Raw genomic sequence first — 25929 nt, 5'->3', positions numbered from 1 at the left:
AACATGGTTGTTACGCTGATCCACCCAATCGCGATGGATGACGGTCTGCGTTTCGCAATCCGTGAAGGCGGCCGTACTGTAGGTGCTGGTGTTGTTGCTAAAGTTATCGCTTAATCGCTGATAGTTTATGCAAAATAAAAGGGTGCTTCGGCACCCTTTTTTTATATCATATATTTCCTCTCGTTATTTTTATCTATTAAAAATAGATCCTGCATATATTAACGTGGCGTATATTCTCAATCCCTCTCATTATTAAATAATTTAAATATACTTTTAATGTATCAAAGATGCTTTCATATACTTTATTTGAATTATTCACAAAAAATAATAATTGGTATGATTATTTTGATAATGGAAATTATCAGTCATTCTATTAATATTGGATATATAAATAAGGATTATTTATGAAGCTGAAATATATCGCCGCATTGGTGTCGTTGTCTCTCGTTTCTGCCTCAGCAATGGCAGAATTAAAAGCCAATGATGATACCAACCAGATTGAGGGCACCAATGGTGCCACTATGATGCGCACAACAGATAATGGTGCAACCTGGTTAGTATTTGGAACTACCACTGATGGAGAATCATACGGGGTAGGGAATAATTTCCCTGGCAGGGAAACGGTTGTTGTTGCGAATTTAGATTATAACGTTATCAATACCCCGAGCTATGATGCGGATAAGGCATACAGCACCCCTCAAACAAAAGTTCGCTACAATGGCTACTACTGGACAAACCAATGGTGGGCGAATCCGGGAGAAGTTCCTGGCGAAAATTCAGTCTGGTTGAAAGGTGAGCCAACAAACCTTCAGTCTAATATTTTAGGGACTTACTATTTTACGCCATGGACTGGGGAAAAAGCACTGCAGTATCAGGCAGACACTAAGGCCAAAGTTGCCGCTCAGCGGAAAGTTATCGGGTATTTCCCTGAGTGGGGAGTTTACGAGGCTCATAACTACTTTACACCGGATAAGATTGCGACTGACCAGATTTCACATCTGAACTATGGTTTTGCTGTGATAAAGAATGGTGTCATTACGGCTCATGATACGGCTAAAGCGCCAGAGTTGATGAAAGAAATTGCGGATATCGCCAACTACCGCGGTATCACTAATATGTTATCAATAGGCGGGTGGGATAATTCACAAGAAGGTGTGTTCGAAGCGGCAACAGCAACCCAGGAAGGTACTGAACGTTTAGCGCAAAGTATTGTAGATTATGTGCTGAAATGGAAATTCCATGGCGTAGATATTGACTGGGAATATCCAGATAATGATCAGGAAAAAGCGCAATTTACCAACCTGATTAAAGTTTTACGCAGCAAGCTCGATACTGCTGGTTTGCAAAATGATATTTATTTCCAGTTATCGGCAGCCGTCACCACGAATCATAAGAATATAGAATTCATAAACCCTGCCGAAACTACGCCACTGCTGGATTCAGTAAACGTCATGGCCTATGACATACACGGCGCATTTGATCCTATCACCGGTCATAATGCTCCATTATATGCCAACCGCCAGGATGCTGATCCTAAACTCAATGTCTCCTCAGCAATGCATGAATACGCCACCACCTGGCAGGTTCCGAAGAGTAAGCTGATGATGGGTATTCCTTATTATGGTCGTGCATGGGGCGATGTGGCAGCCACTCAAATCATCCCTGGTCTTCCAGGTCTGTTCGCAACGGGTTCTGCGTCGATTCATGGTGCATGGGATGATGTCGGAGAATTTACCGGAACCAATCCATGGTATGTACTGAAAGATAAACTGGCCAATGCGGATTATGCCCGTTATTGGGATAGCGAATCTGGTGTGCCTTATCTTTATAATGCTAAAACAAAAGAATTTATCACCTATGATGATCCGCAGTCGGTTCAGGAAAAAGTAGATTACATTAATGCACAGGGTTTCGGTGGGGCAATAATATGGGATCTGAGTGGTGATACTTCATCCCATGAATTAGGCGCCATTGTTAAAAGTGTTCTGTCTAAACCTGTTGATGAGCCACATATTACAAACTTACAGGCGGGGCGTGACATTGCAAATGACAAGGCTTCTCTCGTGGTTAAGTGGGATATGGATCGCTCGAGTTATAATAACAAAAACTTCAAGCTTCTGGTCCCAAGCCCAACAGCCAAAGAAACCATAATATGGGATTTCGGAAAAGGTGAAGGTGCTACTTTCTGTGCCAGTAAAGATACAGGGGGTGACATTATTTCTCGCTGTCTATCGGTCAGTATGTTTGTTGAGCCTGGGGTGGTAGTCAGTATTGTTGATGCCGAAGATGAGAGTAAAGTTTATGGCAGTTTCACCGCGACCCAGGACATGCTCAATACTGCTGAGATTCAGGATGTGCATAAAACGTATTTTGATGAACACCAGGGGAAATTAACCTTCAATGTGGACCTTGACAAGGATCTTGTACAATCACGGCAATACCTGAATCTGGTTATTGACCATAAAGACAGCAATGGCAAAGTCACCAGTTCGGAACTTTCACAGTCATTTTATAAGATGGATCTCGTGGGTAAGAATACCAGTCAATATAGCGATGGGTATGCGGAGCTTTCGTTTAATCACTTTTATTCAACCTATGATTTTGCGAGAGCAAAAGCAGGCGACGAGTTTTCACTTGTTCTTGCCGATGGAAACACGCCAGGCGCAAAACGTCTGAAAGTGTTATCGCATCTGACAGTTACACCGGAAGTGCTGAAAAAGTAATATTTCATTTTCATGAGATATGGATTTAAGAATAATGCAATAACATGAAGGTAAGGGCTGGCTTCCCGACGGGGACCGGCCCTTTTCTGCAAGTACGGTGACCAGAAATTTGTTGGCGATGAGATTTGCAATACTAACCATTCTCATTTACAGTTAGCTTAAGTTTTATGCGATGTGTGGTTTCTATGTACGTGTGTTTATGCAACAGTGTCAGTGATAAAACGATACGGCAGGTGGTTCGTCGTTATCAGCCTCAGACGTTTCAGCAACTCAGAAACTTTGTTCCTGTGGGTACGCAGTGCGGTAAGTGTGTACGTGTTGCGCGCCAGATAATGGAAGACGAATTACAGCAGATACCGCAGCTAGACAATATCGCCTGAAAATACATCGCTAAAAAGTAGGTGTTTTCTTTGACTTACTCTGAACCGGATCTACGCTTTAGGTACCGGAACGGAGGAGTTACCTATGAAAGGCGATAAAAAAGTCATTGCTCACCTCAATAAACTTCTTGGAAATGAACTGGTTGCCATCAATCAGTATTTTTTGCATGCCCGCATGTTTAAGAACTGGGGGCTGATGCGCCTCAACGGTATCGAATATCACGAATCCATCGATGAAATGAAGCACGCCGATATCTATATTGAGCGGATCCTTTTCCTGGAAGGCATTCCTAACTTGCAGGATCTTGGCAAGCTCAATATCGGCGAAGATGTTGAGGAAATGCTGAAGTCTGATTTGCTGCTGGAGTTGGAAGGGGCGAAGGATTTACGCGAAGGCATTGCTTATGCCGACTCGGTGCATGATTACGTCAGCCGCGATTTAATGATTACTATCCTTGCGGATGAAGAGCACCACATCGACTGGCTGGAAACTGAACTGGAACTGATCGGACGTATTGGTATTCAGAATTATATCCAGTCTCAGCTGAAAGAAGAGTCGCAATAATCTCGGGTGTTTTAGCTAAACATCAGCCAGAGGGTTTTGCTTTCCTGGCTGATGTAAACCAGTGCGCCTGCCAGAGCCAGGCAGGGGCCGAAAGGTATTTGCCCCGACAATTTGTAAAAAACCACACGGATCAGCGCGAACACAATGCCTGTCACCGCGGCCAGAATGCACAAACAGGGTAACATCTGCCAGCCGACCCAGGCTCCTAGCGCCGCCAATAGTTTGAAATCACCATATCCCATCCCATCTTTGCCACTGACTAATTTGACTCCCCAGTATAAAGTCCACAGTGCAATATAGCCGGCAGCAGCACCATAGACTGAATCCTGAAGCGAAACATTGCCCGCTACGGAGTGAATGAGTAACCCGGCCCAGAGTAATGGCAGCGTCAGCCGGTCCGGAAGCAGGTAAGTGGCGAGGTCTATCAGGCTTAGCGCCAAAAGAAACCAGAACAATAGCAGTGCACTTACCAGGCTCACGGGGGTTACAAATAAGAAGGAGATGCCGAGAAACAGGGCTGCGCAAATGATTTCAGTGAAAGGGTATCTCTTTGAAATAGCGATACCACAATAATGACATCTTCCTCTTAACAGTAGCCAGCTCAGCAAGGGTATGTTTTGCCAGTATTTCAGTGAATGTTTACAGGCCGGACAGTGCGATGCCGGAAAACTCAGATTGAAGCGACTGCCGGCCGGTGCGCCGCTGTTTTGAATCATCAGCGGCAGGCGATAGACGACAACGTTCAAGAAACTGCCCATCAGCAACCCTAATATGGCGACAGCGGTATGATAAAATCCGCCGTATAATGAAGTGATATGTGCCATGTGCTGCCATCCCTCGCTCATGTGAAATGCTTTGCTGCTTAGCGTAGTGTGAGTTGTGGAACACTTACGCTGCCTGTTTGCCCGGTCCCCGTAACTATCGTTATCGCCACGACCTGAATACCGTATTCCTGGCTGAGAACTTCAAGCCAGCGCAAAAGTGCAGCGTAAGAAATCTGCTCGTAGCTGAGGGTAATCCCCCGTTCGTCTGCGAGGAGCTGAGGCAATTGCAGGGATAAATGTGTCGCTGAGGTATTGATGGCTTCCGTCAGTTTATCTTTCTGGACCTTCCCTCCTGAAGGCGCGCCGAGCTGTTGTGTCTGCTGAACCATCCATTCAAGCTGGTGGTGTTGCGTGTTGATCCGTACCCGGGATTGGGCGATCCGGCTGTTGAGCGGGGTCAAAATGCCGTACCAGACACAAGCCACTGCCAATAGAAACGCGGCAATCAGTATTAGCCATCTTTCTCGTTTATCTTTAAGCATCAGCCACTGTTTCATGAATTACTCCGCTGAGTCAGCGTAGCGGTGATGCCCGCTGAGGACGTAGCTAAATTTGAAATAGCAAAGTGAAAATCGCTGTCTGTCCGTTCGACAAAATCATCAATCGCTGCCCGGTCATCAGTCGTCACCTGCAGGGTGAACTGCTTGGTCTTTTGCTGAAAATCTAATTTATCGATGGTAATTTGCGGGATCTCCTGCTGGTAAGCGGTGAGCTTCGCCAGTGCAGGAAGAAAGGCCGTGGGCGCCTTTTTGATATTTTGTTCAAAATAGAACTTTACATTACGGGTGTGCTTGTCCTGCGGAAACCAGGTCTGATGCAGTGCCAGCATCTCGTTTTTCAGTAACGATTCTTGCTGTGAAACCTGCCACCAGGTAAAAAGTTTGGCACTGATCATCACTATTACCGTGAATATCATCATGCTTGCTGCCACCCGTTGAAGATGCCGCCCCCAGGCGGGTTCCTCTTTACGCACGGCGAACTCTCCCTGCAGCAGGTTTACTGCAGATGAAGAATTATTTTTCATCATAATCAGGGGATGGAAAGGCAGGTCAGCGCGTACCCAGTCAGAAGAGATTTCTTGTTCCTCCCCGTAATAATATAAGGTTTCCGGCATTGCAATTTTAAGCAGCGTATCGAGCAAGACCTGCTCAACCTGGCAGCCTGAGTATTGTGATTGTCGAAGGATCCAGTGCTCATCAAGCCTCATTATCGACCAGCCTTCTTCATGCCATGGCAGCAGCAAGGCATCAATATAAATGTGCTTTATTGTCAGTCCTGCATCGCTAAATCGCTGCAGACAATTTTTTAAATAATCTGCTTCAATACCCGCCACAAATAGTGTCTGCTCTTCACGATAAAGTTCCACCCAATGCAATGTGTCGATATCGCCGGCAATACTTTCCTCAGTCAGATAACCAATCGTCTGGCGGGTAATTTTACTCGCGCGCTGAGGCAGTACGATCTGGCGAAAAATGACGTCACTGGCCGGGATGAACAGACAAACATTTTGTGCCGCAGGTTGTGTGGCGAGTGCTGATAAATGTCCTGTATCCGGCAGGCAATGAATATCTTCATCACATTCTGCCTGATCCGTGAACCAATAAACTGAGTGCTCTGGCGAAGTGCCAGCCCTGATAAATAGCCTGTTGGCCAGATGAAGTTGTTCCATTTACTCAATTACCCGATAGCGTCGCTGATAAATTGTGATTTTTGAATCCTTTGGATTGAATTGCACAAAACTGGTCATAGCATTTTGCTGTTCTTCAAACCGCCCTAGCGTATAGAGTACGAAGTACTGGCTGCGTACCGTCAGCAGAGGCTTTAATTGACTGCTTTGGATTTCCAGCGTAAATCGCTGTTTTTTTGCCTCTTTCAGAAAAGCGTCAACAGAAACCCAGCCTCTGCGTGGCCGCGCTGAAATTAATGCCATCGCGTCCTCCTGATTAATCCCTCCCATAAATAAGGCGCTCAACAGGGGGGCCTGCTCTTCGGTCAGCGTATTGATGTTAATTTGCTGAGACTCTTCGGGGAGGATGCAAAGCTGTTGGCGGATCTGGTTGAGTGGCAGACGAGGAAGATCGGGGAGTAACGCCAGTTCATTCAGGGAAAAAAGACGTTGGTTAGCTGCAGCGCGGGGCATTGCCAGCGTTTCGTAATACCCGGATTCAGCACCGGAAGTTCGGGCCTCGTTATCGGCATCCAGATAATCGCTGAGAGTATCAACGAACCGCTCAGTTTCAACGGATGTTGCCTGCGCATTGAGAAGAAGCTGTTTCAGTACCTGCGTATTGTACGGTTCATCCTCTGACTTCGTATCAGGTGCGTTATTACGCAGGCTGTTAAGGTTAAAACAGTTTTGTCCATCCGCAATAATATAGTCCACTGAAAACCCGTCCTGTCCGGTGAAGTTACCTTGCTGAACAGCAAATAGATCAAGACTGTTGCGGGTAGGATTTTCAATCATTTCATTTCGAAGTTGCGGCAAAGCAATTTCTTCGGCGGCAAAGGTTAGCCAGCGTAATTGCTGTTGATTGAGCAACCAGCTTTGGCGCTGATGGCTGACCTGAAATTGCAGCGTCATTTTTGCTGCCAATGCAGCCATAATGGCAAGGATCATTAAAACAATCAGTAGTGCTACACCTTGTTGCTTACTCATTAATGACGCTCTCCCCGTTTAAGGGCATCGGAGCGGCGGATTCCGTACCGCTTTGCTCCGGCGCTTTTTCCGCTGATTCAGTATTCATCTCCTCAATGGTTTGAGGCAGAAGAAATAACCGACGTATTTCTCCTATGTCGTCCAGCGTGACAACGAGTTCAATAACGTTGGGAAAAGCATTCTTATTGTTCCAGTTATTGCTCCAGTTGCCGGAATAGAATCGCCAATGCAGAGAGTTCACACCTGTCAGCAGGGTAACGGCGGGAATCGGTGAAGAATCTTTCAGTGGCCGGGAAGGAAGAGATTGTGCACTTCGCGTTAGTGTGTGGTGGGTAAATGTCCAGGTAGCCTGGATAAGGTCACTGGCAGATAAGGGTGCTGAGGCAGAATAACTACCAATGGTAGTAAAACTTAATGACGTCTCAGAGGCGGATAAAAAAGCCTCTTTCTCAGCGATTTTCCGGGGCAATATCTGGGTGAGATCCCGTTCCATCAAAGAAAATGCTGTCTGAATCGCGGTCAGTCTTGCCGTGTGTTCTTGCGCCATTTCACTGTTTTTTACGGATGCGGAAAGGATCTGATAAGCCAGCAGGCTTAATAGTGCAAATATCGCCATCGCAATCATAACTTCAATCAGCGTGAACCCCTGTTGTTTGCCTACCGGCTGGCTGCTCATGGTTTTTTTGCCATTATCTGAGTCCAGCTGCTAACGGAAAGGAGCGGCGAACGTGTATCTTCAGCCTGAAAAACCTGTACCTGGTTCTGGCTAATTTTGTTGTCTTTATCTTGTGTGACTTGCTGTTCAACGAACCACTCCTGGCCGGCCAGTGCCACTTGTCCTTTTTCTTTTTTCGCAGATTTGATCTGTGCTTCTATCAGCGTATTTTCAGCAACCCAGCTGGCAAAGAGAGAAGTTTGCAGATGGTCTACAGCGCTCATTTGCGAACTCATACTGTTCAGTAACGCCAGCGCAGCCGTGGCAAAGATGCCAAGGGCAATGATCACTTCTATCAGGGTCATACCTTGCTGATTTTTAGCGTCAGGTGTTGAAGATATGCACATTATTTTTCAGACCTTCTGACATGTAATATCAGTGGCAGTCGTCCTTCAGAAATGATGCTGCAACAAGCCGGTTCCGATGCAGACGAAGTGAAACTGAGTTCAAATACTGAAAGTGTTCCGTCGGGCATAAAAACAATCTGTGGTGGACGGTTGATTGATTTATTGAGTGCGAACGGGCTGAGCGAAAGGGTTTCGTTTCCCGCTAATTCACCGCTGACAGGCATGCGGGAAGATTCAATCTCTTCCCACTGAGGCTCACGTGTTTGTGGTATTAACGGTAGCGTGCCACCTAAAACCACAAACCGATAAGCGCCGGCCGTTAAAGAAATCCCGAGCGGCTTTCCTTCCAACACGGCACGCTCAGAAGCATATTCCATCACTGTTTTCATTTGCTCAGCGCGTTGGATTTGTGAGTTGTCAGACGGTAAAACCATGATGACTACCCCTGCTGCAATAGCGAAAATAGCCAACACCATCAGTATTTCCAGCAGCGTAAAGCCGGATTGTTTGGCTGCGGACAAAGTTACTGATCCTTCTCAACCCAGTTCTTGATGTCATCCGCAGTGTTGGGCTCACTGTCAGGCCCGGCAGAAAAAACATCGATAGCCCCATGTTCACCCGGGCTGACTAACATGTATTCGTTGCCCCAGGGGTCAGCGGGTAAACGCTTTATATACCCGTCATTACGGTAATTGGTTGGTAATGGACTCAGGGTAGGTAAAGTGACAAGAGCTTCCAGAGTTTGTTCGGTTGTCGGATAGCGATGGTTATCCAGCTTATACATGTCGAGGGCGTTCTCGAGGGCGACGATATCGCTGACGGCTTTTTGTGTATCAGCCCGTTCTTTGTTGCCCATGACATTAGGAACAACGAGCGCCGCCAGCACGCCGAGAATGACGATAACCACCATCAGTTCGATTAATGTAAAACCTTGTTGCTTCTTAGGAATAACGGGATGATTTTTTTGAGTATTTAACATTGAGTTGTACCTTTAACTGACCAGATTATTAAGCTGGAGAATCGGTTGTAAAATCGACATGATGATGAACAAAACAATACTGGCCATCGTGACAATCAGCAGGGGTTCAAACAGTGCTAATACCATTGAAAGCCGGTGCTGCATCAGCTTGTCCTGATTGTCGGCCGCGTGTGCCATAAGCTCGCCAAGACGTCCGCTTTGCTCGCCGGAAGCAATCATGTAAAGCATCATGGGAGGGAAGAGACGGGTTTGTTCCAGAACAGCAAACAGCGAACTGCCCTGACGAACATGTTCTGCCGCCTGAGTAAGTAAATAATGGATCCGCAGGTTAGTTATCCCTTCTGTTGAGATTTTCATCGCATCAAGTAAAGGAACACCGCTCGATTGCAAGATACTGAGAGTGCGGGCATATCGGGCACTATTGATGGCCCTGATCAGCGGCCCGACCACGACAACGCCAAGCAACATCGTATGAAAACGCATACGATTATTTTTACGGCGCAGAGCTAGCCTGAAGGTACCGATGCCAGCGATAACCACGATGGCAATCAGCCACCATTCACGTTCCAGGAAACCGCTGACACCGATTAAAATACGGGTGGTCACAGGCAGCGTATGTTTCATATGCACAAACTGCTCAATGATTTGCGGGACAACGGCAACCAGTAAAATGACGATCACCAGAATGGCAACCAGGGTGAGCATGGCCGGATAGATCATGGCTTGTGACAACTTGCTTTTGATCTGCTGGCGGATTTCATAATAATCCGCCATTTTCTCCAGTACGGTGCCGAGTTGACCCGTTCTTTCACCTGCGGTGACCAGAGTCCTGAACATCGGATCAAATATGCGAGGAAAATCAGATAACGCATCGGCAAGTGTATGCCCTTCCACCACTTTGTTACGAACGGTGGTGAGCACTTGCGTCAGTCCGGCGTGCTCGGTTTGCCGGGCAATGACGGCAAGTGCGGCTTCTACGGGCAGGGCTGCATTGGTTAATGTGGCGAGCTGGCGCGAAAACAGTGAAACAGCATGTGAGGGGACACGCGTTTTCAATCCCTTACTTTTACTATTTCCAGCTATCAGCGGGTTGCCAACCGGCTTTATTTCAATAAGTGTTAAACCCCGCTCACGCACAATCTGACGCGCCAGACGCAGAGAATCAGCGTCAATGACTCCCCGCTGCGTTTTGCCCGTCGGGGAGGTAGCATGAAAGGCGAAGCGACTCATGAGATTGTTCCCTGTGTCGCTATCTCTTGTTCAGCAGTAACTCTGATCACTTCTTCCAGTGTAGTCTCGCCGCTGATGGCTTTAAGCAGGCCATTTTCCCGCAAGCTTCGGGCGGTTTTGCGATGAATATTCTCAATGGAAAATTCATCCTGATTCTCATGAATTGCCTGACGTATAGCGTTATCAACCACCATACATTCGTGGATGGCGGCCCTGCCTTTATAGCCTGTGAAATGGCAATGAGAACATCCTACAGCTTTAAAAACAGAGGAGGGTGGCTCAGGCAGAAAGTGGAATAAAGGAAGGTGAGACTCCTCTAACGGGAACGGCCGTGCACAATGCGGACACAGACGTCGCACAAGTCGCTGAGCTACTACACCTAATAACGAAGAGGCGAGAAGGAAAGGCTCCAGACCCATATCCCGTAAGCGGGTGATGGCACCGACGGCACTATTCGTATGCAAGGTTGACATCACCAGATGGCCGGTCAGTGAAGCTTGTACCGCGATTTGAGCTGTTTCATTATCGCGGATCTCACCGACCATGACGACATCCGGGTCCTGACGCAAAATCGCCCGCAAACCGAGAGCAAATGTCATATCGACGCGGGGGTTAACTTGTGTTTGCCCCACACCTTCCAGTTCATACTCAATCGGGTCTTCGACGGTGAGAATGTTACGCTCGTTATTGTTGAGGGCCGAGAGAACGGCGTACAGGGTCGTGCTTTTACCTGAGCCAGTCGGCCCGGTGACCAGAATAATCCCGTGAGGTTTATGGATTAATGCCGACAGCTGTTGTTCATCCTGCGTAGACAGACCCAGTTGTGAAATATCGAGGCATAAATTATTTTTATCCAGAAGACGCATCACGACACGTTCACCATATTGAGCAGGAATGGTCGATACGCGGATATCGATCGCCCGGTGACCAATACGTAGCGAAATACGCCCATCCTGAGGTAAACGTTTTTCGGCGATGTCCAGTTTTGCCATCACCTTGATACGCGATACCAGAAAAGGCGCCAGCTTGCGGGCAGGTTGCAGGATTTGCCGTAATACACCGTCGATACGAAACCGGATACTGAGCATGCGTTCGAAGGTTTCGATATGAATATCCGAAGCGCCCTCTTTGACGGCTTCAGAAAGCACTGCATTAATCAGGCGGATGATCGGCGAATTCTCATCACTGGCCAGCAGATCTTCGTTATCCGGTAATTCCTCAGACAAAGACAGAAGATCGACCTCGTTATCAATATCATCAATAATTTGTTGCGATTCGCCGCTGCTACGCTGATAGGTTGCGGATAACTTTTCATCGAACAGCGTAGTTTCCACTATTTCGACTGACGTTATTTCCCCCATAACCCGACGTGCCTCGAGCAGGGTTTCCACTGAAATGTCCTGACGGCAAAAAAGCACGTCATTAAGCCGCGTGACGCCTTTTTGTTTGGCATAAGCATAAGGCAGAACAGGAACTGATTGTTCTACAGCGGATTTTTGTGACAATTCGTTATCCTTGTTCATGGCTTATCCACTAAACGGATTACGAGGTTTGCCGGTATTAGGCGTGGCCGGTATGGCGGTTTTTGGCGCTTTATTCTCAGGGTAGTCAGGCAAAACAGAACGAGTATTGGGTGTGAGCAGATCTTCATGATCTTCAGCCTGACGTGTTTTCTGAATCTTTTGAAAATGCGAATATTTCTTATTGGAAAGGGAAGAGTAAACTTCATCATCGCGAATAATGGTCGGCCTGATAAATACCATCAGATTACGTTTTGCTGATTCAGTGCTGGTGTAGCGGAACAAATTGCCTACCCATGGGATATCACCCAACAGCGGCACTTTGGATTTGGTTTCTTTGGTGCTGTCATCCAGTAAGCCGCCCAGAACCACAGTTTCACCCGTACGAACCAGCACGGCATTAGAAATGGTTCGGGTATTGAAGGTGGGGCCAAGAGTCGAGTTAGTTGAAGTATCAACGCTGGAAACTTCCTGTTCGATGTCCATCAGGACAGAGTCACCTTCATTGATCTGCGGTGTGACCTTTAATTTTGTGCCGACGGTTTTGTAAACCACACTGCTATAAATGTTATCGCCAGACGTGGTTTGTGAGCCGGAAAGGGAAGGGACTTCCTGACCGACATTGAATGAGGCTTCTTTATTATCAAGGGTGACAATGCTTGGCGTGGCAAGAATATCGTTTTTATTACTGGTAGATAACGCAGTGAGTAAGACGTTCCAGTCACCGCTAAAGAAGCCTGCGGTCATGCCATTGAAGGTCTGCAAAGTGCTGCTCAGAGGGTTATCGCTGCTGATAACGCCTTCTTTTTTGTACTGACGTACTCCGGGTGCAACGGTCGATATTGGCGCGCCTGTACCGGTAAATTGTGTTCCACCAACCTGGTTGTTACTCCACTGGATACCCAAATTGAGCCCGTTACCATCCTGTACTTCAACAATAATGGCCTCGACTAGCACCTGTGCCCGGCGGATATCAAGCTTGGTGATGACCTGCTCAAGTGACTGCATCACATCTTGCTGAGCAGTAATAACGATGGAGTTGGTTTGCTCATCAGCCGTGATGCTCATAGGTTTGTTAGAGGCTGCCGAAGTCTGAGCAGTTTTGCCTTCTTTCATCTCCTGAGTAATGCCTGTCAGAACGGGAACGATCTTTTCCGCTTTGGCATATTTCAGATAGAAAACACGGGTGTTGCCCTGAGAAGACCGGTCTTTATCCAGCTGATTAACCAGTTTTGCTGCGCGGCTTCGTACGCTCTCTGGCCCGCTGACAATGAGCGTGTTGGTTCTTTCATCGGCGACAATTTTGGCTTGTAATATGGATGATGATTGTCCTTTTGATTCTTCACGAACCAGGTTGTTCATCATCTCAGCCATTTCGGGAGCAGAAGCATATTTTAGTTTGATGGTTTGTCTTTGCTGGTTGCCCATCGCGTCAACGCGTTCGACCAGATTAATGAGCCGGTTGACCACCGATGCCCGGCCAGTCAGAAGCAAAACATTGGAGGGTTCGTAATGAACAACATTCCCTACGCCTGTACTGTCATTCATCTGGCGAAGCAAAGGCGCCAGTTCTCTGACCGGCACGTTAAGAAGCGTAATGACGCGGGTAACAATTTCATCTCCCTTACCGGGACTGTTTTTATCCGCGACGGGAACACCAGACATTTTGGCATTCGCTGAACGTACGACCTTCAGTAGCCCGTTATCCATGGGGATCACCGCAAAACCATAGATATCCAGCACACTTAGGAAAAATTGATAGTATTGTTCTTCATTCAAGACATCATAACTTCTGACAGAAACAGTCCCCTGCACGGAAGGATCGATAAGAATAGTTTTATTCAGATTTTTGCTTACCGTATCAATAAACTCTTTAATATCCGTGCCCTTAAAACTCGCAGTAAATTCTTCCGCATGTACAATTCCTGGAAGGGTAGCAAATAATATGCATGCCTTTACTAAGAGAGGGTTAATGAACTTCTTCATGACTTTCAGTATCCAACGATGTTTCGATAGTGGCTAAATTTATATAGATATTCTGAAGTTGGCTTTCTCTCAGAACGGTAAGTTGTACATCCCTCAGGCTTGCCAGTTGTTCAATGTATTTATCTGCTGTTGCGGTGTCGTCAAGAGGTTGTCCGTTTATTTTAATGACGACCTCACCGGGAATAAGTCCCGCTCTAAGATAAATATTACTGTTCGTTCTGGGGTTAAATCTATAACCTGTAAGTTTCTCATCTTTATATATGGGGTTGGCAACTAAATAATGCATTAAGTATTTTGCATGTTCTTTGTTAGCCTTCTCTTTTTCTGGTTTAAGATGTTTATTTTCCCGAGATTTATCATTGAGGTATAAAATCGCTATTCCCCTGGGAGTTCGTATTTGAACTTCATCTGCTTTTACCGACTGCAAGTAAGCATTTTCCACATCAGCGAGCTTTTCGCCTTCACGATAACTTTGTTGACCTGACGGCCCCTGGAGGATAGCCAGTGAGCGCTGGGTGTCAGTACTTGTCAGAACGCCCTTAAGGAGTAAGGGGAGTTTCACGCTCACGGCGGGTGGCGGAGTTACCTCTTTAATCGCTGATTTTTTGGGTTTCTCAAAGAGTGTGCCCGGTATATTTACAAGCGTTTTGGCCTCACCGGAGGTCTTGGGTATGCTCTTAATGCTTTCCCGGCTATTTAGTACAGTAACAGCGATTATTGAGCAACAAATCATTATGCAGGTGAATGTTATGAGAATAAACATTCCGATCTTCAATGATATCTTCGGCCAATGTCCTTTATTCCAGGCGGCATACATGTGTTGGATCATTCCTTTGTGCTTTCATTATTCCAGTGGGTTACTTATTAAGCTATATTATACGTAGAAAAACATTGATTCACATTAATACATGTTCAATATGAATGAGGTTGTGTTTCTTGATTTTCAGATTTATTCCTCTTTCGGTTTTTTTTATTTAAAAACATTCATTGAATGTATAAATGGTTATGGACATTGGTATGTACTGTGATTACTTTAAATTCATCACCTCTCCTTTTGAGGATGGTAATTATTTCAATAATATACGTTTATTAGCCGCCCAGGATTTCATTCTGCAGAAGCTCAATCTGGGAGGTGTCGCGATACTCAGTGGTAATAAAGGCGTTGGCAAAACACGACTGGCGCATGAGATTGCCCGAAGGAGCCAGCGCCGGGTATTACATTTAAGTGCGGCTTCCTTGAACGGAGCAGACAGCGAGAGTTTGGGGCAATTGCTAGCTTGTTGTTTTCAGTTGAAAAAATGGCGCGCATTACCGCCCTCGATTGTAACCATGCGAATCGCAGAATCCTTTGAGCATCATGGAAATATCACAGAGCCATGGCTGGTTGTCGTTGATAATGCTGAAAACCTCACGGCAGAAAGTTATGAATTTTTACGGACATTCAAAGCGTATCCGCAATCTCTGCGCGTCTCGTTCCTGTTAGTAGAAGAACATAAGGGAGGCGCAGGCAGCAGGCGGCATAAGAAGGGGATACCCCATGCGGTTTATTCACTTTCTCCGATGAATTTCGCCGAAACATCGGATTATCTGTCCCAAAGACTGCAAGCAGCCGGAGGGGAAGAGGGCATTTTTAACAAAGCGGCCATTGAATTGTTGCAGAGTGCTTCTGGTGGGAGGTTCCAGCTTATTAATGCGCTGGCAGCAGATTCACTTAACAGCGCATATGCAGAAAAAACGCAGTCAGTCACTTACCGGCAAATGAAAGTTTGTGTCGAAACCCGGGGGCTCTCTCCTGGCAAAAAGAAATGTCTCACGCTACTCATCGCGTGTTACATGCTTTTTGGCGGTGTGTTGGGATGGACTTATTTCAGTTATGCAAAGCCATACCTTCCGCTGACGTTGACGCTTTCCGAAAGACTTCATGAAACCCCTGCAGCGGCCAAGACACTGAATGATGTTGGCAGTAATGAGCGTAATGGCATGCGCCAGCTCTTTAAGGTATGGGGCTATGATGTGCCGACTGATGATGCGTTCTGTGATCAGGCCGTGCGTGCACAGCTCACGTGTAAAAAGGGTAAGGCGACATTAGAGGCTTTAGTGCAGGAAGGCATCCCATGGGTGAGTCCGATTACAACAGATAAGCAGTCCGTCTACGTTACCGTTGTGAAGGTCACGGATGAGACGTTAGATATTCTTATTAAAGATGAAACGTGGACAGTTCAGCGCAGCTGGTTTAACGAAGTCTGGGGCGGCGAATATATCCAACTATTCCCGCAGACTCCAAGTGGTAAAAACACCATCAACAATACGAGTTCGGAAGCTGATACCGCCTGGCTGGATATGACGTTGAGTAAAATCCTGAACCAGCCATTCAGCAAAACGGGTCGGTGGGACAAGGATTTGATTGAGAAGATTAAATTATTCCAGCAACGGGAAGATCTTGTTGTTGATGGAAGGGTAGGCAAAGGCACCCTGATGCAAATCGCTAAACGTACCGGCAACATGCCAGTACTGCTTACAAAAGAAGAGCTTTAAAATAAAAATGCAAAATATTCATTTATCGGCTTACACAAGCCATTTAAACAAACAAAAGGTGAAGGTGACGGTCCATCGTCCGCTCAGAAAAAACGTGTATTGCCTGATGCTAAGTAGCCTATGTTTGTTGGCTGGCGCGGTGGCCGGGACTTATCTTCATATAAGTTACCTTAACTGGCAAAGCCACCGTATAGAAATCAGTGAAGATTCCCCTCTTCCTTATCATCAATCTCCGTTGCATTACATTTATAAGAACAAAGCACTGCCTGCTGTTAGCCAGACTGCCTATACAGATGACAACGCAAATGCGGAGGAAGAACTGCCTGAAGAAACTTCATCTATGGAGACTGAGTCTCAGGAAGGGGCGCCGCCAGATGAAAGTGATGAGAGTCAAATCATCAAGTTAGAGGAGGGAAGCCCTGACATGCCCTTACAAGAATGGCTGAAAAAAGCAATGCAGGAGCAGCAGCAAGAAGAGAAGAGCGCAAAATAAAAGCATTTTCTTTATAGTTCAGATTGCTTCTTGCGGGTGTTTAAGTATAATGCGCGGGCTTACCTAATCTTGGTAGGTCTGATTCAATGAGAATCAGATGGCCGATAAGTTTACTTGCCGGTCAACAATACTCCCGATATGGGGGTTATGTGAAGAACGATTACACTCTCCCATCAATCGAAATGGGTTTGAGGAGTAATTATTTACGTTTAAAATAATTGGAGCTCTGGTCTCATGCAGAACCAAAGAATCCGTATCCGCCTGAAAGCGTTTGATCATCGTCTGATCGATCAATCAACTGCGGAAATCGTTGAGACTGCGAAGCGCACTGGTGCGCAAGTTCGTGGTCCAATCCCGCTGCCGACCCGCAAAGAGCGCTTTACCATTCTGATTTCTCCGCACGTCAATAAAGATGCGCGCGATCAGTATGAAATTCGCACTCACAAGCGTCTGGTTGACATCGTTGAGCCAACCGAGAAAACCGTTGATGCTCTGATGCGTCTGGATCTGGCTGCTGGTGTAGACGTGCAGATCAGCCTGGGTTAATCAGGGTCATTGAGCGATTGAGAGGTTGAAACAATGATTGGTTTAGTCGGTAAGAAAGTGGGTATGACTCGTATCTTCACTGAAGATGGCGTTTCTATCCCTGTAACCGTTATCGAAATTGAAGCAAACCGCGTTACTCAGGTCAAAGACCTGGACAACGACGGTTACCGCGCTGTACAGGTTACTACTGGTAGCAAAAAAGCTAACCGTGTAACCAAACCAGAAGCGGGTCACTTCGCTAAAGCTGGCGTAGAAGCTGGCCGCGGTCTGTGGGAATTCCGCCTTGCAGAAGGTGAAGAATTTACTGCAGGTCAGAACATTAGCGTTGAAATTTTCGCAGACGTTAAGAAAGTTGATGTTACCGGTACTTCTAAAGGTAAAGGTTTTGCTGGCACAGTTAAGCGCTGGAATTTCCGTACCCAAGACGCTACCCATGGTAACTCCTTGTCTCACCGTGTTCCGGGTTCTATCGGTCAGAACCAGACTCCGGGCAAAGTGTTCAAAGGCAAGAAAATGGCAGGCCAACTGGGTAACGAGCGTGTAACCGTTCAAAGCCTGGACGTAGTACGTGTTGACGCTGAGCGCAACCTGCTGCTGGTCAAGGGTGCTGTTCCGGGTGCTACCGGTGGCAACCTGATCGTTAAACCTGCTGTTAAGGCTTAACGTCGAGGAGATAGGAATGGAATTAGTAGTGAAAGACGCGCAGAGCGCGCTGACTGTTTCCGAAACTACCTTCGGGCGTGATTTCAATGAAGCGCTGGTACACCAGGTCGTTGTTGCTTATGCAGCAGGTGCCCGTCAAGGTACTCGCGCTCAGAAGACCCGTGCTGAAGTAACCGGTTCCGGTAAAAAACCTTGGCGTCAGAAAGGTACTGGCCGTGCGCGTTCAGGTTCTGTTAAGAGCCCGATCTGGCGTTCCGGTGGTGTAACCTTCGCTGCAAAGCCACAGGACCACAGTCAAAAAGTAAATAAAAAGATGTACCGCGGCGCGCTGAAAAGCATTCTGTCCGAACTGGTACGTCAAGATCGTTTGATCGTTGTCGAGACGTTCTCTGTAGAAGCGCCTAAAACTAAGCTGCTGGCACAGAAACTGAAAGACATGGCTCTGGAAGACGTGCTGATTGTAACTGGCGAAGTCGACGAGAATCTGTTCCTGGCCGCACGTAACCTGTACAAGGTTGACGTTCGCGATGTAGCAGGTATCGATCCAGTAAGCCTGATCGCCTTCGACAAAGTAGTTATGACTGCTGACGCTGTGAAGCAAGTTGAGGAGATGCTGGCATGATTCGTGAAGAACGTCTGCTGAAAGTGCTGCGCGCGCCGCACGTTTCTGAAAAAGCGTCTACTGCGATGGAAAAGAACAACACCATCGTTCTCAAAGTTGCCAAAGACGCGACTAAAGCGGAAATCAAAGCTGCGGTTTCGAAACTGTTTGAAGTCGAAGTCGAAGATGTGAACACTTTGCTGGTTAAAGGCAAAGTTAAACGTCACGGTCAGCGTGTTGGTCGTCGTAGCGACTGGAAAAAAGCTTACGTAACCCTGAAAGAAGGCCAGAATCTGGACTTCATCAGCGGCGCTGAGTAAGTCGGAGGAGTAAGAACAATGGCAATTGTTAAATGTAAACCTACATCTCCGGGTCGTCGCCACGTTGTTAAAGTGGTTAACCCTGAGCTGCACAAGGGTAAACCTTATGCTCCGCTGCTTGAAAAACTGAGCAAAAGCGGTGGCCGTAACAACAATGGCCGTATCACCACCCGTCATATCGGTGGTGGCCACAAACAGCATTATCGTCTGGTTGACTTCAAACGCAACAAAGATGGTATCGCTGCAGTGGTTGAGCGTCTGGAGTACGATCCGAACCGTTCCGCGAATATCGCGCTGGTTCTGTACAAAGACGGCGAACGCCGTTACATCCTGGCGCCGAAAGGCCTGAAAGTGGGTGACCAGATCCAATCTGGTGTTGATGCTGCAATCAAGACAGGTAACACCCTGCCTATGCGCAACATCCCAGTAGGTTCAACGGTTCATAACGTAGAAATGAAACCAGGTAAAGGCGGCCAGATGGCTCGTTCAGCCGGTGCCTACGTTCAGATCGTTGCTCGTGACGGTTCCTACGTAACTCTGCGTCTGCGCTCTGGCGAAATGCGTAAAGTTCAGATTGATTGCCGCGCCACCTTAGGTGAAGTCGGTAACTCTGAACACATGCTTCGCGTTCTGGGTAAAGCAGGTGCTGCTCGTTGGCGTGGTATTCGTCCTACCGTTCGCGGTACTGCGATGAACCCAGTCGATCACCCACACGGTGGTGGTGAAGGTCGTAACTTTGGTAAGCACCCGGTAACTCCGTGGGGCGTTCAAACCAAAGGTAAGAAGACCCGTAGCAACAAGCGTACTGATAAATTCATTGTACGTCGCCGTAGCAAAAAATAATTAGAGGATAAGCCATGCCACGTTCTCTCAAGAAAGGTCCTTTTATTGACCTGCACTTGCTGAAGAAGGTAGAGAAAGCGGTGGAAAGCGGTGACAAGAAGCCTTTGCGCACTTGGTCCCGTCGTTCAACGATCTTTCCTAACATGATCGGTTTGACCATCGCTGTCCATAATGGTCGTCAGCACGTACCAGTATTTGTTTCCGATGAAATGGTCGGTCACAAACTGGGTGAATTCGCGCCGACTCGTACTTATCGCGGCCATGCGGCTGATAAAAAAGCTAAAAAGCGCTAAGGTAGGAGGAAGAGATGGAAACTATCGCTAAACATCGCCACGCTCGTTCTTCTGCTCAGAAGGTTCGCCTTGTTGCTGACCTGATTCGCGGTAAGAAAGTGTCGCAAGCTCTGGAAACTCTGGCCTACACCAACAAGAAAGCTGCTGGTCTGGTTAAGAAGGTGCTGGAGTCTGCCATTGCTAACGCAGAACACAACGATGGCGCTGACATCGATGATCTGAAAGTCACGAAGATTTTCGTAGACGAAGGCCCAAGCATGAAGCGCATTATGCCGCGTGCTAAAGGTCGTGCAGATCGCATTCTGAAGCGCACCAGCCACATTACTGTGGTTGTGTCCGATCGCTGAGACTCTGGAGACTAGCAATGGGTCAGAAAGTACATCCTAATGGTATTCGACTGGGTATTGTCAAACCTTGGAACTCTACTTGGTATGCAAATACCAAAGATTTCGCTGACAACCTGGACGGCGACTTTAAAGTTCGTCAATTCCTGACTAAGGAATTGGCGAAAGCTTCCGTTTCTCGCATCGTTATCGAGCGTCCGGCGAAGAGCATCCGTGTGACTATCCACACTGCTCGTCCTGGCATCGTTATCGGCAAGAAAGGCGAAGATGTCGAAAAACTGCGTAAGGTCGTAGCGGATATCGCTGGCGTTCCTGCGCAGATTAACATCGCCGAAGTCCGTAAACCGGAACTGGACGCAAAATTGGTTGCTGACAGCATCACTTCACAGCTGGAACGTCGCGTTATGTTCCGTCGTGCTATGAAGCGTGCAGTACAGAACGCAATGCGTCTTGGCGCTAAAGGTATCAAAGTTGAAGTAAGCGGCCGCCTTGGCGGTGCTGAAATCGCGCGTACTGAATGGTACCGTGAAGGTCGTGTTCCGTTGCACACTCTGCGTGCGGATATCGATTACAACACATCTGAAGCGCACACCACTTACGGTGTAATCGGCGTTAAGGTATGGATCTTCAAAGGTGAGATCCTGGGTGGTATGGCTGCAGTTGAACAACCGGAACCGGCTGCTCAACCTAAAAAGCAGCAGCGTAAAGGCCGCAAGTAAGGAGAGTCGCTGATGTTACAACCAAAGCGTACAAAATTCCGTAAGGTGCACAAGGGCCGCAACCGTGGTCTTGCGCAAGGTACGGATGTGAGCTTCGGCACTTACGGTCTGAAAGCTGTTGGCCGTGGTCGTCTGACTGCTCGTCAAATTGAAGCAGCACGTCGTGCGATGACCCGTGCAGTTAAGCGTCAAGGTAAGATCTGGATCCGAGTATTCCCGGACAAACCGATCACCGAGAAACCGCTCGAAGTTCGTATGGGTAAAGGTAAAGGCAACGTAGAGTATTGGGTTGCTTTGATCCAGCCTGGTAAAGTCCTGTACGAAATGGACGGTGTGCCTGAAGAGCTGGCTCGTGAAGCCTTCCAGCTGGCAGCAGCCAAACTGCCTATCAAAACCACCTTTGTAACTAAGACGGTGATGTAATGAAAGCACAAGAGCTGCGCGAAAAAAGCGTGGAAGAGCTGAACACTGAGTTGCTGAACCTTTTGCGTGAGCAGTTTAACCTGCGCATGCAAACGGCAAGCGGTCAGTTGCAGCAAACACACCTGTTGAAACAAGTGCGTCGTGATGTTGCACGTGTGAAAACTTTACTGACTGAAAAGGCGGGTGCGTAATGACTGACAAGATCCGTACTCTGCAGGGTCGTGTAATCAGTAACAAAATGGAAAAATCCATTGTTGTTGCGATTGAACGCGTGGTGAAACACCCGATCTACGGTAAGTTCATCAAACGTACGACTAAATTGCACGTACATGACGAGAACAATGAATGTGGTATCGGCGACGTTGTGGAAATCAGCGAATGCCGTCCACTGTCTAAGACTAAGTCTTGGACCTTGGTTCGCGTTGTAGAGAAAGCGATTCTGTAATACAGTAGCGCCTCTCAAAAATAGATAAACGGCTCATGTACGTGGGCCGTTTATTTTTTCTACCCATAATCGGGAACCGGTGTTATAATGCCGCGCCCTCATATTGTGGGGATTTCTTAATGACCTATCCTGGGTCCTAAAGTTGTAGTTGACATTAGCGGAGCACTAACATGATCCAAGAACAGACTATGCTGACCGTGGCCGACAACTCCGGTGCACGTCGCGTAATGTGTATCAAGGTTCTAGGTGGCTCGCACCGTCGCTACGCAGGCGTCGGCGACATCATCAAAATTACCATCAAGGAAGCAATTCCTCGCGGTAAGGTGAAGAAAGGCGATGTGCTGAAGGCGGTAGTGGTGCGCACCAAGAAGGGTGTTCGTCGCCCGGACGGTTCTGTCATTCGCTTCGATGGTAATGCATGCGTTATTTTAAACAATAACAGCGAGCAGCCAATCGGCACGCGTATTTTTGGGCCGGTAACTCGTGAACTGCGTAATGAGAAGTTCATGAAAATTATCTCTCTGGCACCAGAAGTACTCTAAGGAGCGAACCATGGCAGCGAAAATCCGTCGTGATGACGAAGTTATCCTGCTTACCGGTAAAGATAAAGGTAAGCGCGGTAAAGTAAAAAATGTCCTGTCTTCTGGCAAGGTCATTGTTGAAGGTATCAACCTGGTTAAGAAACATCAGAAGCCTGTACCGGCCCTGAATCAACCAGGCGGCATCGTTGAAAAAGAAGCTGCAATTCCGGTTTCTAACGTTGCTCTCTTCAACACGGCTACTGGCAAGGCGGACCGTGTAGGCTTTAGATTCGAAGACGGCAAAAAAGTCCGTTTCTTCAAATCTAACAGCGAAACTATCAAGTAATTTGGAGTAGTACGATGGCGAAACTGCATGATTACTACAAAGACGATGTCGTAAAAAAACTCATGACTGAGTTTGGTTACAATTCTGTCATGCAAGTCCCTCGGGTCGAGAAGATCACCCTGAACATGGGTGTTGGTGAAGCGATCGCTGACAAGAAACTGCTGGATAACGCAGCAGCTGACCTGGCAGCAATCTCCGGTCAAAAGCCGTTGATCACCAAAGCACGCAAATCAGTTGCAGGCTTCAAAATTCGTCAGGGCTATCCGATCGGCTGTAAAGTAACCCTCCGCGGCGAACGCATGTGGGAGTTCTTTGAGCGTCTGGTCTCCATTGCTGTTCCACGTATTCGTGACTTCCGCGGCTTGTCTGCTAAGTCTTTCGATGGTCGTGGTAACTACAGTATGGGCGTGCGTGAACAGATCATCTTCCCGGAAATCGATTATGATAAAGTCGATCGCGTTCGTGGTTTAGATATTACTATCACCACTACTGCGAAATCCGATGATGAAGGCCGTGCATTGCTGACAGCCTTTAACTTCCCGTTCCGCAAGTAAGGCAGGGTTACTAATGGCTAAGCAATCCATGAAAGCACGCGAAGTCGTTCGCGTAAAACTGGCTGATAAATACCGCGCTAAACGCGAGGAATTGAAAGCTATTATCTCTGGTGTGAACTCATCCGACGAAGATCGTTGGGATGCAGTTCTTAAGCTGCAGTCTCTGCCGCGTGATTCCAGCCCGTCTCGTCAGCGTAACCGCTGCCGTCAAACTGGTCGTCCGCATGCTTTCCTGCGGAAGTTCGGGTTGAGCCGTATTAAGGTCCGTGAAGCCGCTATGCGCGGTGAAATTCCGGGTCTTAAGAAGGCTAGCTGGTAATTGTCACCAATTGAATCACGGGAGTAAAGACAGATGAGCATGCAAGATCCGATCGCGGATATGCTGACCCGTATCCGTAACGGTCAAGCCGCGAACAAAGTTGCGGTCACCATGCCTTCCTCCAAGCTGAAAGTGGCTATTGCCAACGTGCTGAAGGAAGAAGGCTACATTGAAGAATTTAAAATCGAAGGCGACGCCAAACCTGAACTGGAATTAGTACTGAAGTACTTCCAGGGTAAGGCAGTGGTAGAAAGCATTCAACGTATCAGCCGTCCAGGCCTGCGCATCTATAAGAAAAAAGATGAGCTGCCAAAAGTTATGGCCGGTATGGGTATCGCTGTTATTTCTACCTCTAAAGGTGTTATGACTGATCGTGCAGCTCGCCAAGCTGGTCTTGGTGGCGAGATTATCTGCTACGTAGCTTAATTGGGAGGAAAGAATGTCTCGTGTTGCAAAAGCACCCGTCGTCATTCCTGCCGGCGTAGAGGTAAAACTCAACGGTCAGGTTATTTCGATTAAGGGTAAAAACGGCGAGCTGTCACGTACTATCCATGACGCTGTTGTAGTTAAACAGGAAGAAAATACACTGACTTTCGCTCCGCGCGAAGGTTCTGTAAACGGTTGGGCCCAAGCGGGTACCACTCGTGCACTGTTGAACTCTATGGTTATAGGTGTTACCGACGGCTTCACTAAAAAGCTTCAACTGGTAGGTGTTGGTTATCGTGCTGCTGTTAAAGGCAACGTGGTGAATTTAGCCTTAGGCTTCTCTCACCCGGTCGATCATCAACTGCCGGAAGGCATCACTGCAGAATGTCCGACCCAAACTGAAATCGTGCTGAAAGGCGCTGATAAACAGGTTATTGGTCAGGTTGCTGCAGATTTACGTGCCTACCGTCGTCCTGAGCCTTATAAAGGCAAGGGTGTCCGTTACGCCGACGAAGTCGTGCGTACCAAAGAGGCTAAGAAGAAGTAAGGTAACACTATGGATAAGAAATCTGCTCGTATCCGTCGTGCGACCCGCGCACGCCGCAAGCTCAAAGAATTGGGTGCGACTCGTCTGGTGGTACATCGTACCCCGCGTCATATTTACGCACAGGTCATCGCACCAAACGGTTCTGAAGTAATAGTTGCTGCATCTACTGTAGAAAAAACTATCACTGAGCAACTGAAGTATACCGGCAACAAAGATGCTGCCACTGCTGTAGGTAAAGCTATCGCAGAACGCGCATTGGAAAAAGGGATCACGAAAGTATCCTTTGACCGTTCCGGTTTCCAATATCATGGTCGAGTCCAGGCACTGGCAGATGCTGCCCGTGAAGCTGGCCTTCAGTTCTAAGGAAGAGGTTTAAGATGGCTCACATCGAAAAACAAGCTGGCGAACTGCAGGAAAAGCTGATCGCGGTAAACCGCGTATCTAAAACCGTAAAAGGTGGCCGTATCTTCAGCTTTACCGCACTGACAGTAGTTGGTGATGGTAACGGTCGCGTTGGTTTTGGCTACGGCAAAGCACGCGAAGTTCCGGCAGCGATCCAGAAAGCGATGGAAAAAGCCCGTCGCAACATGATGAATGTCGCGCTGAATAGCGGCACCCTGCAGCATCCTGTTAAAGGTGCTCATACGGGTTCCCGTGTGTTCATGCAGCCGGCTTCCGAAGGTACCGGTATTATCGCCGGTGGTGCAATGCGCGCCGTCCTGGAAGTTGCAGGGGTTCATAACGTATTGGCTAAAGCTTATGGTTCTACCAACCCGATCAACGTGGTTCGTGCAACTATCGATGCTTTGGCAAATATGAAATCCCCACAAATGGTCGCTGCCAAGCGTGGTAAATCCGTTGAAGAAATTCTGGGGTAATTAACCATGGCAAAGACTATTAAAGTTACACAAACTCGCAGTTCCATTGGCCGTCTGCCGAAGCATAAAGCTACTCTGCTGGGCCTGGGTCTGCGTCGCATTGGTCACACCGTTGAGCGTGAGGATACTCCTGCTGTACGCGGTATGATCAACCTGGTTTCCTACATGGTTAAGGTTGAGGAGTAAGA

The 25929-nt window shown here is 47.5% G+C and carries 38 protein-coding genes; 26 read left to right on the top strand and 12 right to left on the bottom strand.

Translation table 11 applies throughout. The annotated features are described in order from the left end of the window. The 4 genes from J1781_RS03160 to bfr form a co-directional block, all read left to right on the top strand. A partial coding sequence (locus tag J1781_RS03160) for an EF-Tu C-terminal domain-related protein (RefSeq protein ID WP_455678424.1) occupies nt 1-114 on the top strand: 114 nt, incomplete at its 5' end. Between the two features lie 290 nt (nt 115-404). Further along, nucleotides 405-2723, top strand: a complete 2319-nt coding sequence (locus tag J1781_RS03155) for a glycosyl hydrolase family 18 protein (RefSeq protein WP_217233196.1) — start codon at nt 405-407, stop codon at nt 2721-2723. Nucleotides 2724-2908: 185 nt separating this feature from the next. Next, nucleotides 2909-3103: a bacterioferritin-associated ferredoxin gene (gene bfd / locus J1781_RS03150; protein ID WP_129992326.1), complete on the top strand. Its 195-nt coding sequence runs from the start codon at nt 2909-2911 to the stop codon at nt 3101-3103. Nucleotides 3104-3188: 85 nt separating this feature from the next. Continuing rightward, entirely contained in the window at nt 3189-3668 is a 480-nt protein-coding gene (gene bfr / locus J1781_RS03145) for a bacterioferritin (protein WP_129955631.1), read from the top strand. Between the two features lie 11 nt (nt 3669-3679). Here the strand turns inward: bfr and J1781_RS03140 are convergent, their stop codons facing one another. From J1781_RS03140 to gspC, 12 genes are read right to left on the bottom strand one after another with little or no spacing between them, the layout of a single operon-like run. Then, nucleotides 3680-4492, bottom strand: a complete 813-nt coding sequence (locus J1781_RS03140; RefSeq protein WP_238483458.1) for a prepilin peptidase — start codon at nt 4490-4492, stop codon at nt 3680-3682. A 38-nt stretch (nt 4493-4530) separates the two neighbouring features. Continuing rightward, nucleotides 4531-4989, bottom strand: coding sequence for a type II secretion system protein M (gene gspM / locus J1781_RS03135; protein ID WP_217157462.1), 459 nt, complete (start codon nt 4987-4989; stop codon nt 4531-4533). Beyond that, nucleotides 4986-6161, bottom strand: a complete 1176-nt coding sequence (gene gspL, locus J1781_RS03130; RefSeq protein ID WP_217233194.1) for a type II secretion system protein GspL — start codon at nt 6159-6161, stop codon at nt 4986-4988. Before gspL ends, gspM begins: the two co-directional genes overlap by 4 nt. Next, entirely contained in the window at nt 6162-7148 is a 987-nt protein-coding gene (gene gspK, locus J1781_RS03125; RefSeq protein WP_217233193.1) for a type II secretion system minor pseudopilin GspK, read from the bottom strand. It lies immediately after the preceding gene. Further along, nucleotides 7141-7824, bottom strand: a complete 684-nt coding sequence (gene gspJ / locus J1781_RS03120) for a type II secretion system minor pseudopilin GspJ (protein ID WP_129955636.1) — start codon at nt 7822-7824, stop codon at nt 7141-7143. The genes gspK and gspJ overlap by 8 nt, the downstream gene beginning before the upstream one ends. After that, on the bottom strand, nt 7821-8210 hold the full coding sequence (gene gspI, locus J1781_RS03115; protein ID WP_217233192.1) for a type II secretion system minor pseudopilin GspI: 390 nt from the start codon (nt 8208-8210) through the stop codon (nt 7821-7823). Before gspI ends, gspJ begins: the two co-directional genes overlap by 4 nt. Next, a complete protein-coding gene (gene gspH, locus J1781_RS03110) occupies nt 8210-8731 on the bottom strand; it encodes a type II secretion system minor pseudopilin GspH (protein WP_217233191.1) in 522 nt (173 codons plus the stop codon). Before gspH ends, gspI begins: the two co-directional genes overlap by 1 nt. A 2-nt stretch (nt 8732-8733) precedes the next feature. Continuing rightward, a complete protein-coding gene (gene gspG, locus J1781_RS03105) occupies nt 8734-9189 on the bottom strand; it encodes a type II secretion system major pseudopilin GspG (protein ID WP_129955639.1) in 456 nt (151 codons plus the stop codon). A 12-nt stretch (nt 9190-9201) separates the two neighbouring features. Beyond that, on the bottom strand, nt 9202-10419 hold the full coding sequence (gene gspF / locus J1781_RS03100) for a type II secretion system inner membrane protein GspF (RefSeq protein WP_217219426.1): 1218 nt from the start codon (nt 10417-10419) through the stop codon (nt 9202-9204). After that, entirely contained in the window at nt 10416-11942 is a 1527-nt protein-coding gene (gspE, locus tag J1781_RS03095) for a type II secretion system ATPase GspE (protein ID WP_217219425.1), read from the bottom strand. The genes gspF and gspE overlap by 4 nt, the downstream gene beginning before the upstream one ends. A gap of 3 nt (nt 11943-11945) precedes the next feature. Then, nucleotides 11946-13925, bottom strand: coding sequence for a type II secretion system secretin GspD (gene gspD, locus J1781_RS03090; protein ID WP_217233190.1), 1980 nt, complete (start codon nt 13923-13925; stop codon nt 11946-11948). Then, nucleotides 13909-14742 (bottom strand): type II secretion system protein GspC, encoded by an 834-nt coding sequence (gene gspC, locus J1781_RS03085; protein WP_217233189.1) that lies wholly within the window; start codon nt 14740-14742, stop codon nt 13909-13911. Before gspC ends, gspD begins: the two co-directional genes overlap by 17 nt. A 182-nt stretch (nt 14743-14924) precedes the next feature. On the opposite strand from gspC, the gene J1781_RS03080 reads away from it, so the two are divergent. The 22 genes from J1781_RS03080 to rpmD all read left to right on the top strand — a co-directional run bounded on the left by J1781_RS03080 (nt 14925) and on the right by rpmD (nt 25927). Further along, nucleotides 14925-16460: an ExeA family protein gene (locus J1781_RS03080; protein WP_217219499.1), complete on the top strand. Its 1536-nt coding sequence runs from the start codon at nt 14925-14927 to the stop codon at nt 16458-16460. A 7-nt stretch (nt 16461-16467) separates the two neighbouring features. Then, entirely contained in the window at nt 16468-16953 is a 486-nt protein-coding gene (locus J1781_RS03075; RefSeq protein WP_129992333.1) for a type II secretion system protein GspB, cryptic system variant, read from the top strand. 234 nt (nt 16954-17187) lie between these two features. Next, the gene (gene rpsJ, locus J1781_RS03070; protein WP_009639175.1) at nt 17188-17499 is read left to right on the top strand and encodes a 30S ribosomal protein S10; all 312 of its coding nucleotides are present in this window, start codon (nt 17188-17190) and stop codon (nt 17497-17499) included. Nucleotides 17500-17532: 33 nt separating this feature from the next. Then, entirely contained in the window at nt 17533-18162 is a 630-nt protein-coding gene (rplC, locus tag J1781_RS03065) for a 50S ribosomal protein L3 (protein ID WP_013573687.1), read from the top strand. A 16-nt stretch (nt 18163-18178) separates the two neighbouring features. Next, nucleotides 18179-18784: a 50S ribosomal protein L4 gene (gene rplD / locus J1781_RS03060; RefSeq protein WP_013573688.1), complete on the top strand. Its 606-nt coding sequence runs from the start codon at nt 18179-18181 to the stop codon at nt 18782-18784. Further along, nucleotides 18781-19083, top strand: a complete 303-nt coding sequence (gene rplW, locus J1781_RS03055) for a 50S ribosomal protein L23 (protein WP_013573689.1) — start codon at nt 18781-18783, stop codon at nt 19081-19083. The genes rplD and rplW overlap by 4 nt, the downstream gene beginning before the upstream one ends. 18 nt (nt 19084-19101) lie before the next feature. Further along, entirely contained in the window at nt 19102-19926 is an 825-nt protein-coding gene (gene rplB / locus J1781_RS03050; protein ID WP_112288137.1) for a 50S ribosomal protein L2, read from the top strand. Between the two features lie 14 nt (nt 19927-19940). Further along, the gene (rpsS, locus tag J1781_RS03045) at nt 19941-20219 is read left to right on the top strand and encodes a 30S ribosomal protein S19 (RefSeq protein WP_004929772.1); all 279 of its coding nucleotides are present in this window, start codon (nt 19941-19943) and stop codon (nt 20217-20219) included. A gap of 14 nt (nt 20220-20233) precedes the next feature. Then, complete coding sequence (rplV, locus tag J1781_RS03040; RefSeq protein ID WP_004391423.1) at nt 20234-20566, top strand: 50S ribosomal protein L22; 333 nt, start codon at nt 20234-20236, stop codon at nt 20564-20566. 17 nt (nt 20567-20583) lie between these two features. Further along, nucleotides 20584-21282, top strand: a complete 699-nt coding sequence (rpsC, locus tag J1781_RS03035) for a 30S ribosomal protein S3 (protein ID WP_013573691.1) — start codon at nt 20584-20586, stop codon at nt 21280-21282. A 12-nt stretch (nt 21283-21294) separates the two neighbouring features. After that, the gene (gene rplP / locus J1781_RS03030; protein ID WP_009639183.1) at nt 21295-21705 is read left to right on the top strand and encodes a 50S ribosomal protein L16; all 411 of its coding nucleotides are present in this window, start codon (nt 21295-21297) and stop codon (nt 21703-21705) included. Then, nucleotides 21705-21896, top strand: a complete 192-nt coding sequence (rpmC, locus tag J1781_RS03025; protein WP_013573692.1) for a 50S ribosomal protein L29 — start codon at nt 21705-21707, stop codon at nt 21894-21896. Before rplP ends, rpmC begins: the two co-directional genes overlap by 1 nt. Next, a complete protein-coding gene (gene rpsQ, locus J1781_RS03020) occupies nt 21896-22150 on the top strand; it encodes a 30S ribosomal protein S17 (RefSeq protein ID WP_013573693.1) in 255 nt (84 codons plus the stop codon). Before rpmC ends, rpsQ begins: the two co-directional genes overlap by 1 nt. Before the next feature lie 170 nt (nt 22151-22320). Further along, nucleotides 22321-22692 carry a 50S ribosomal protein L14 gene (gene rplN, locus J1781_RS03015; RefSeq protein ID WP_008457164.1) on the top strand — a complete coding sequence of 124 codons (372 nt, stop codon included), beginning with the start codon at nt 22321-22323 and terminating at the stop codon, nt 22690-22692. 10 nt (nt 22693-22702) lie between these two features. Beyond that, nucleotides 22703-23017, top strand: a complete 315-nt coding sequence (rplX, locus tag J1781_RS03010) for a 50S ribosomal protein L24 (RefSeq protein WP_095923752.1) — start codon at nt 22703-22705, stop codon at nt 23015-23017. 14 nt (nt 23018-23031) lie between these two features. Continuing rightward, nucleotides 23032-23571 carry a 50S ribosomal protein L5 gene (gene rplE / locus J1781_RS03005; protein ID WP_129955647.1) on the top strand — a complete coding sequence of 180 codons (540 nt, stop codon included), beginning with the start codon at nt 23032-23034 and terminating at the stop codon, nt 23569-23571. A gap of 13 nt (nt 23572-23584) precedes the next feature. Next, nucleotides 23585-23890, top strand: coding sequence for a 30S ribosomal protein S14 (gene rpsN / locus J1781_RS03000; protein WP_013573696.1), 306 nt, complete (start codon nt 23585-23587; stop codon nt 23888-23890). 33 nt (nt 23891-23923) lie between these two features. Then, the gene (gene rpsH, locus J1781_RS02995) at nt 23924-24316 is read left to right on the top strand and encodes a 30S ribosomal protein S8 (protein WP_013573697.1); all 393 of its coding nucleotides are present in this window, start codon (nt 23924-23926) and stop codon (nt 24314-24316) included. 13 nt (nt 24317-24329) lie between these two features. Then, entirely contained in the window at nt 24330-24863 is a 534-nt protein-coding gene (gene rplF, locus J1781_RS02990) for a 50S ribosomal protein L6 (protein ID WP_129955648.1), read from the top strand. A gap of 9 nt (nt 24864-24872) precedes the next feature. Continuing rightward, nucleotides 24873-25226: a 50S ribosomal protein L18 gene (gene rplR, locus J1781_RS02985; protein ID WP_013573699.1), complete on the top strand. Its 354-nt coding sequence runs from the start codon at nt 24873-24875 to the stop codon at nt 25224-25226. A 14-nt stretch (nt 25227-25240) separates the two neighbouring features. Further along, complete coding sequence (gene rpsE, locus J1781_RS02980; RefSeq protein WP_013573700.1) at nt 25241-25741, top strand: 30S ribosomal protein S5; 501 nt, start codon at nt 25241-25243, stop codon at nt 25739-25741. Between the two features lie 6 nt (nt 25742-25747). Beyond that, complete coding sequence (rpmD, locus tag J1781_RS02975) at nt 25748-25927, top strand: 50S ribosomal protein L30 (RefSeq protein ID WP_013573701.1); 180 nt, start codon at nt 25748-25750, stop codon at nt 25925-25927. The last annotated feature ends 2 nt before the right edge of the window (nt 25928-25929 follow it).

It is taken from the genome of Rahnella perminowiae, from assembly GCF_019049695.1.
Classification (GTDB): Bacteria; Pseudomonadota; Gammaproteobacteria; order Enterobacterales; family Enterobacteriaceae; genus Rahnella; species Rahnella perminowiae.
This window is presented reverse-complemented; position numbering and strand designations above follow the sequence as displayed.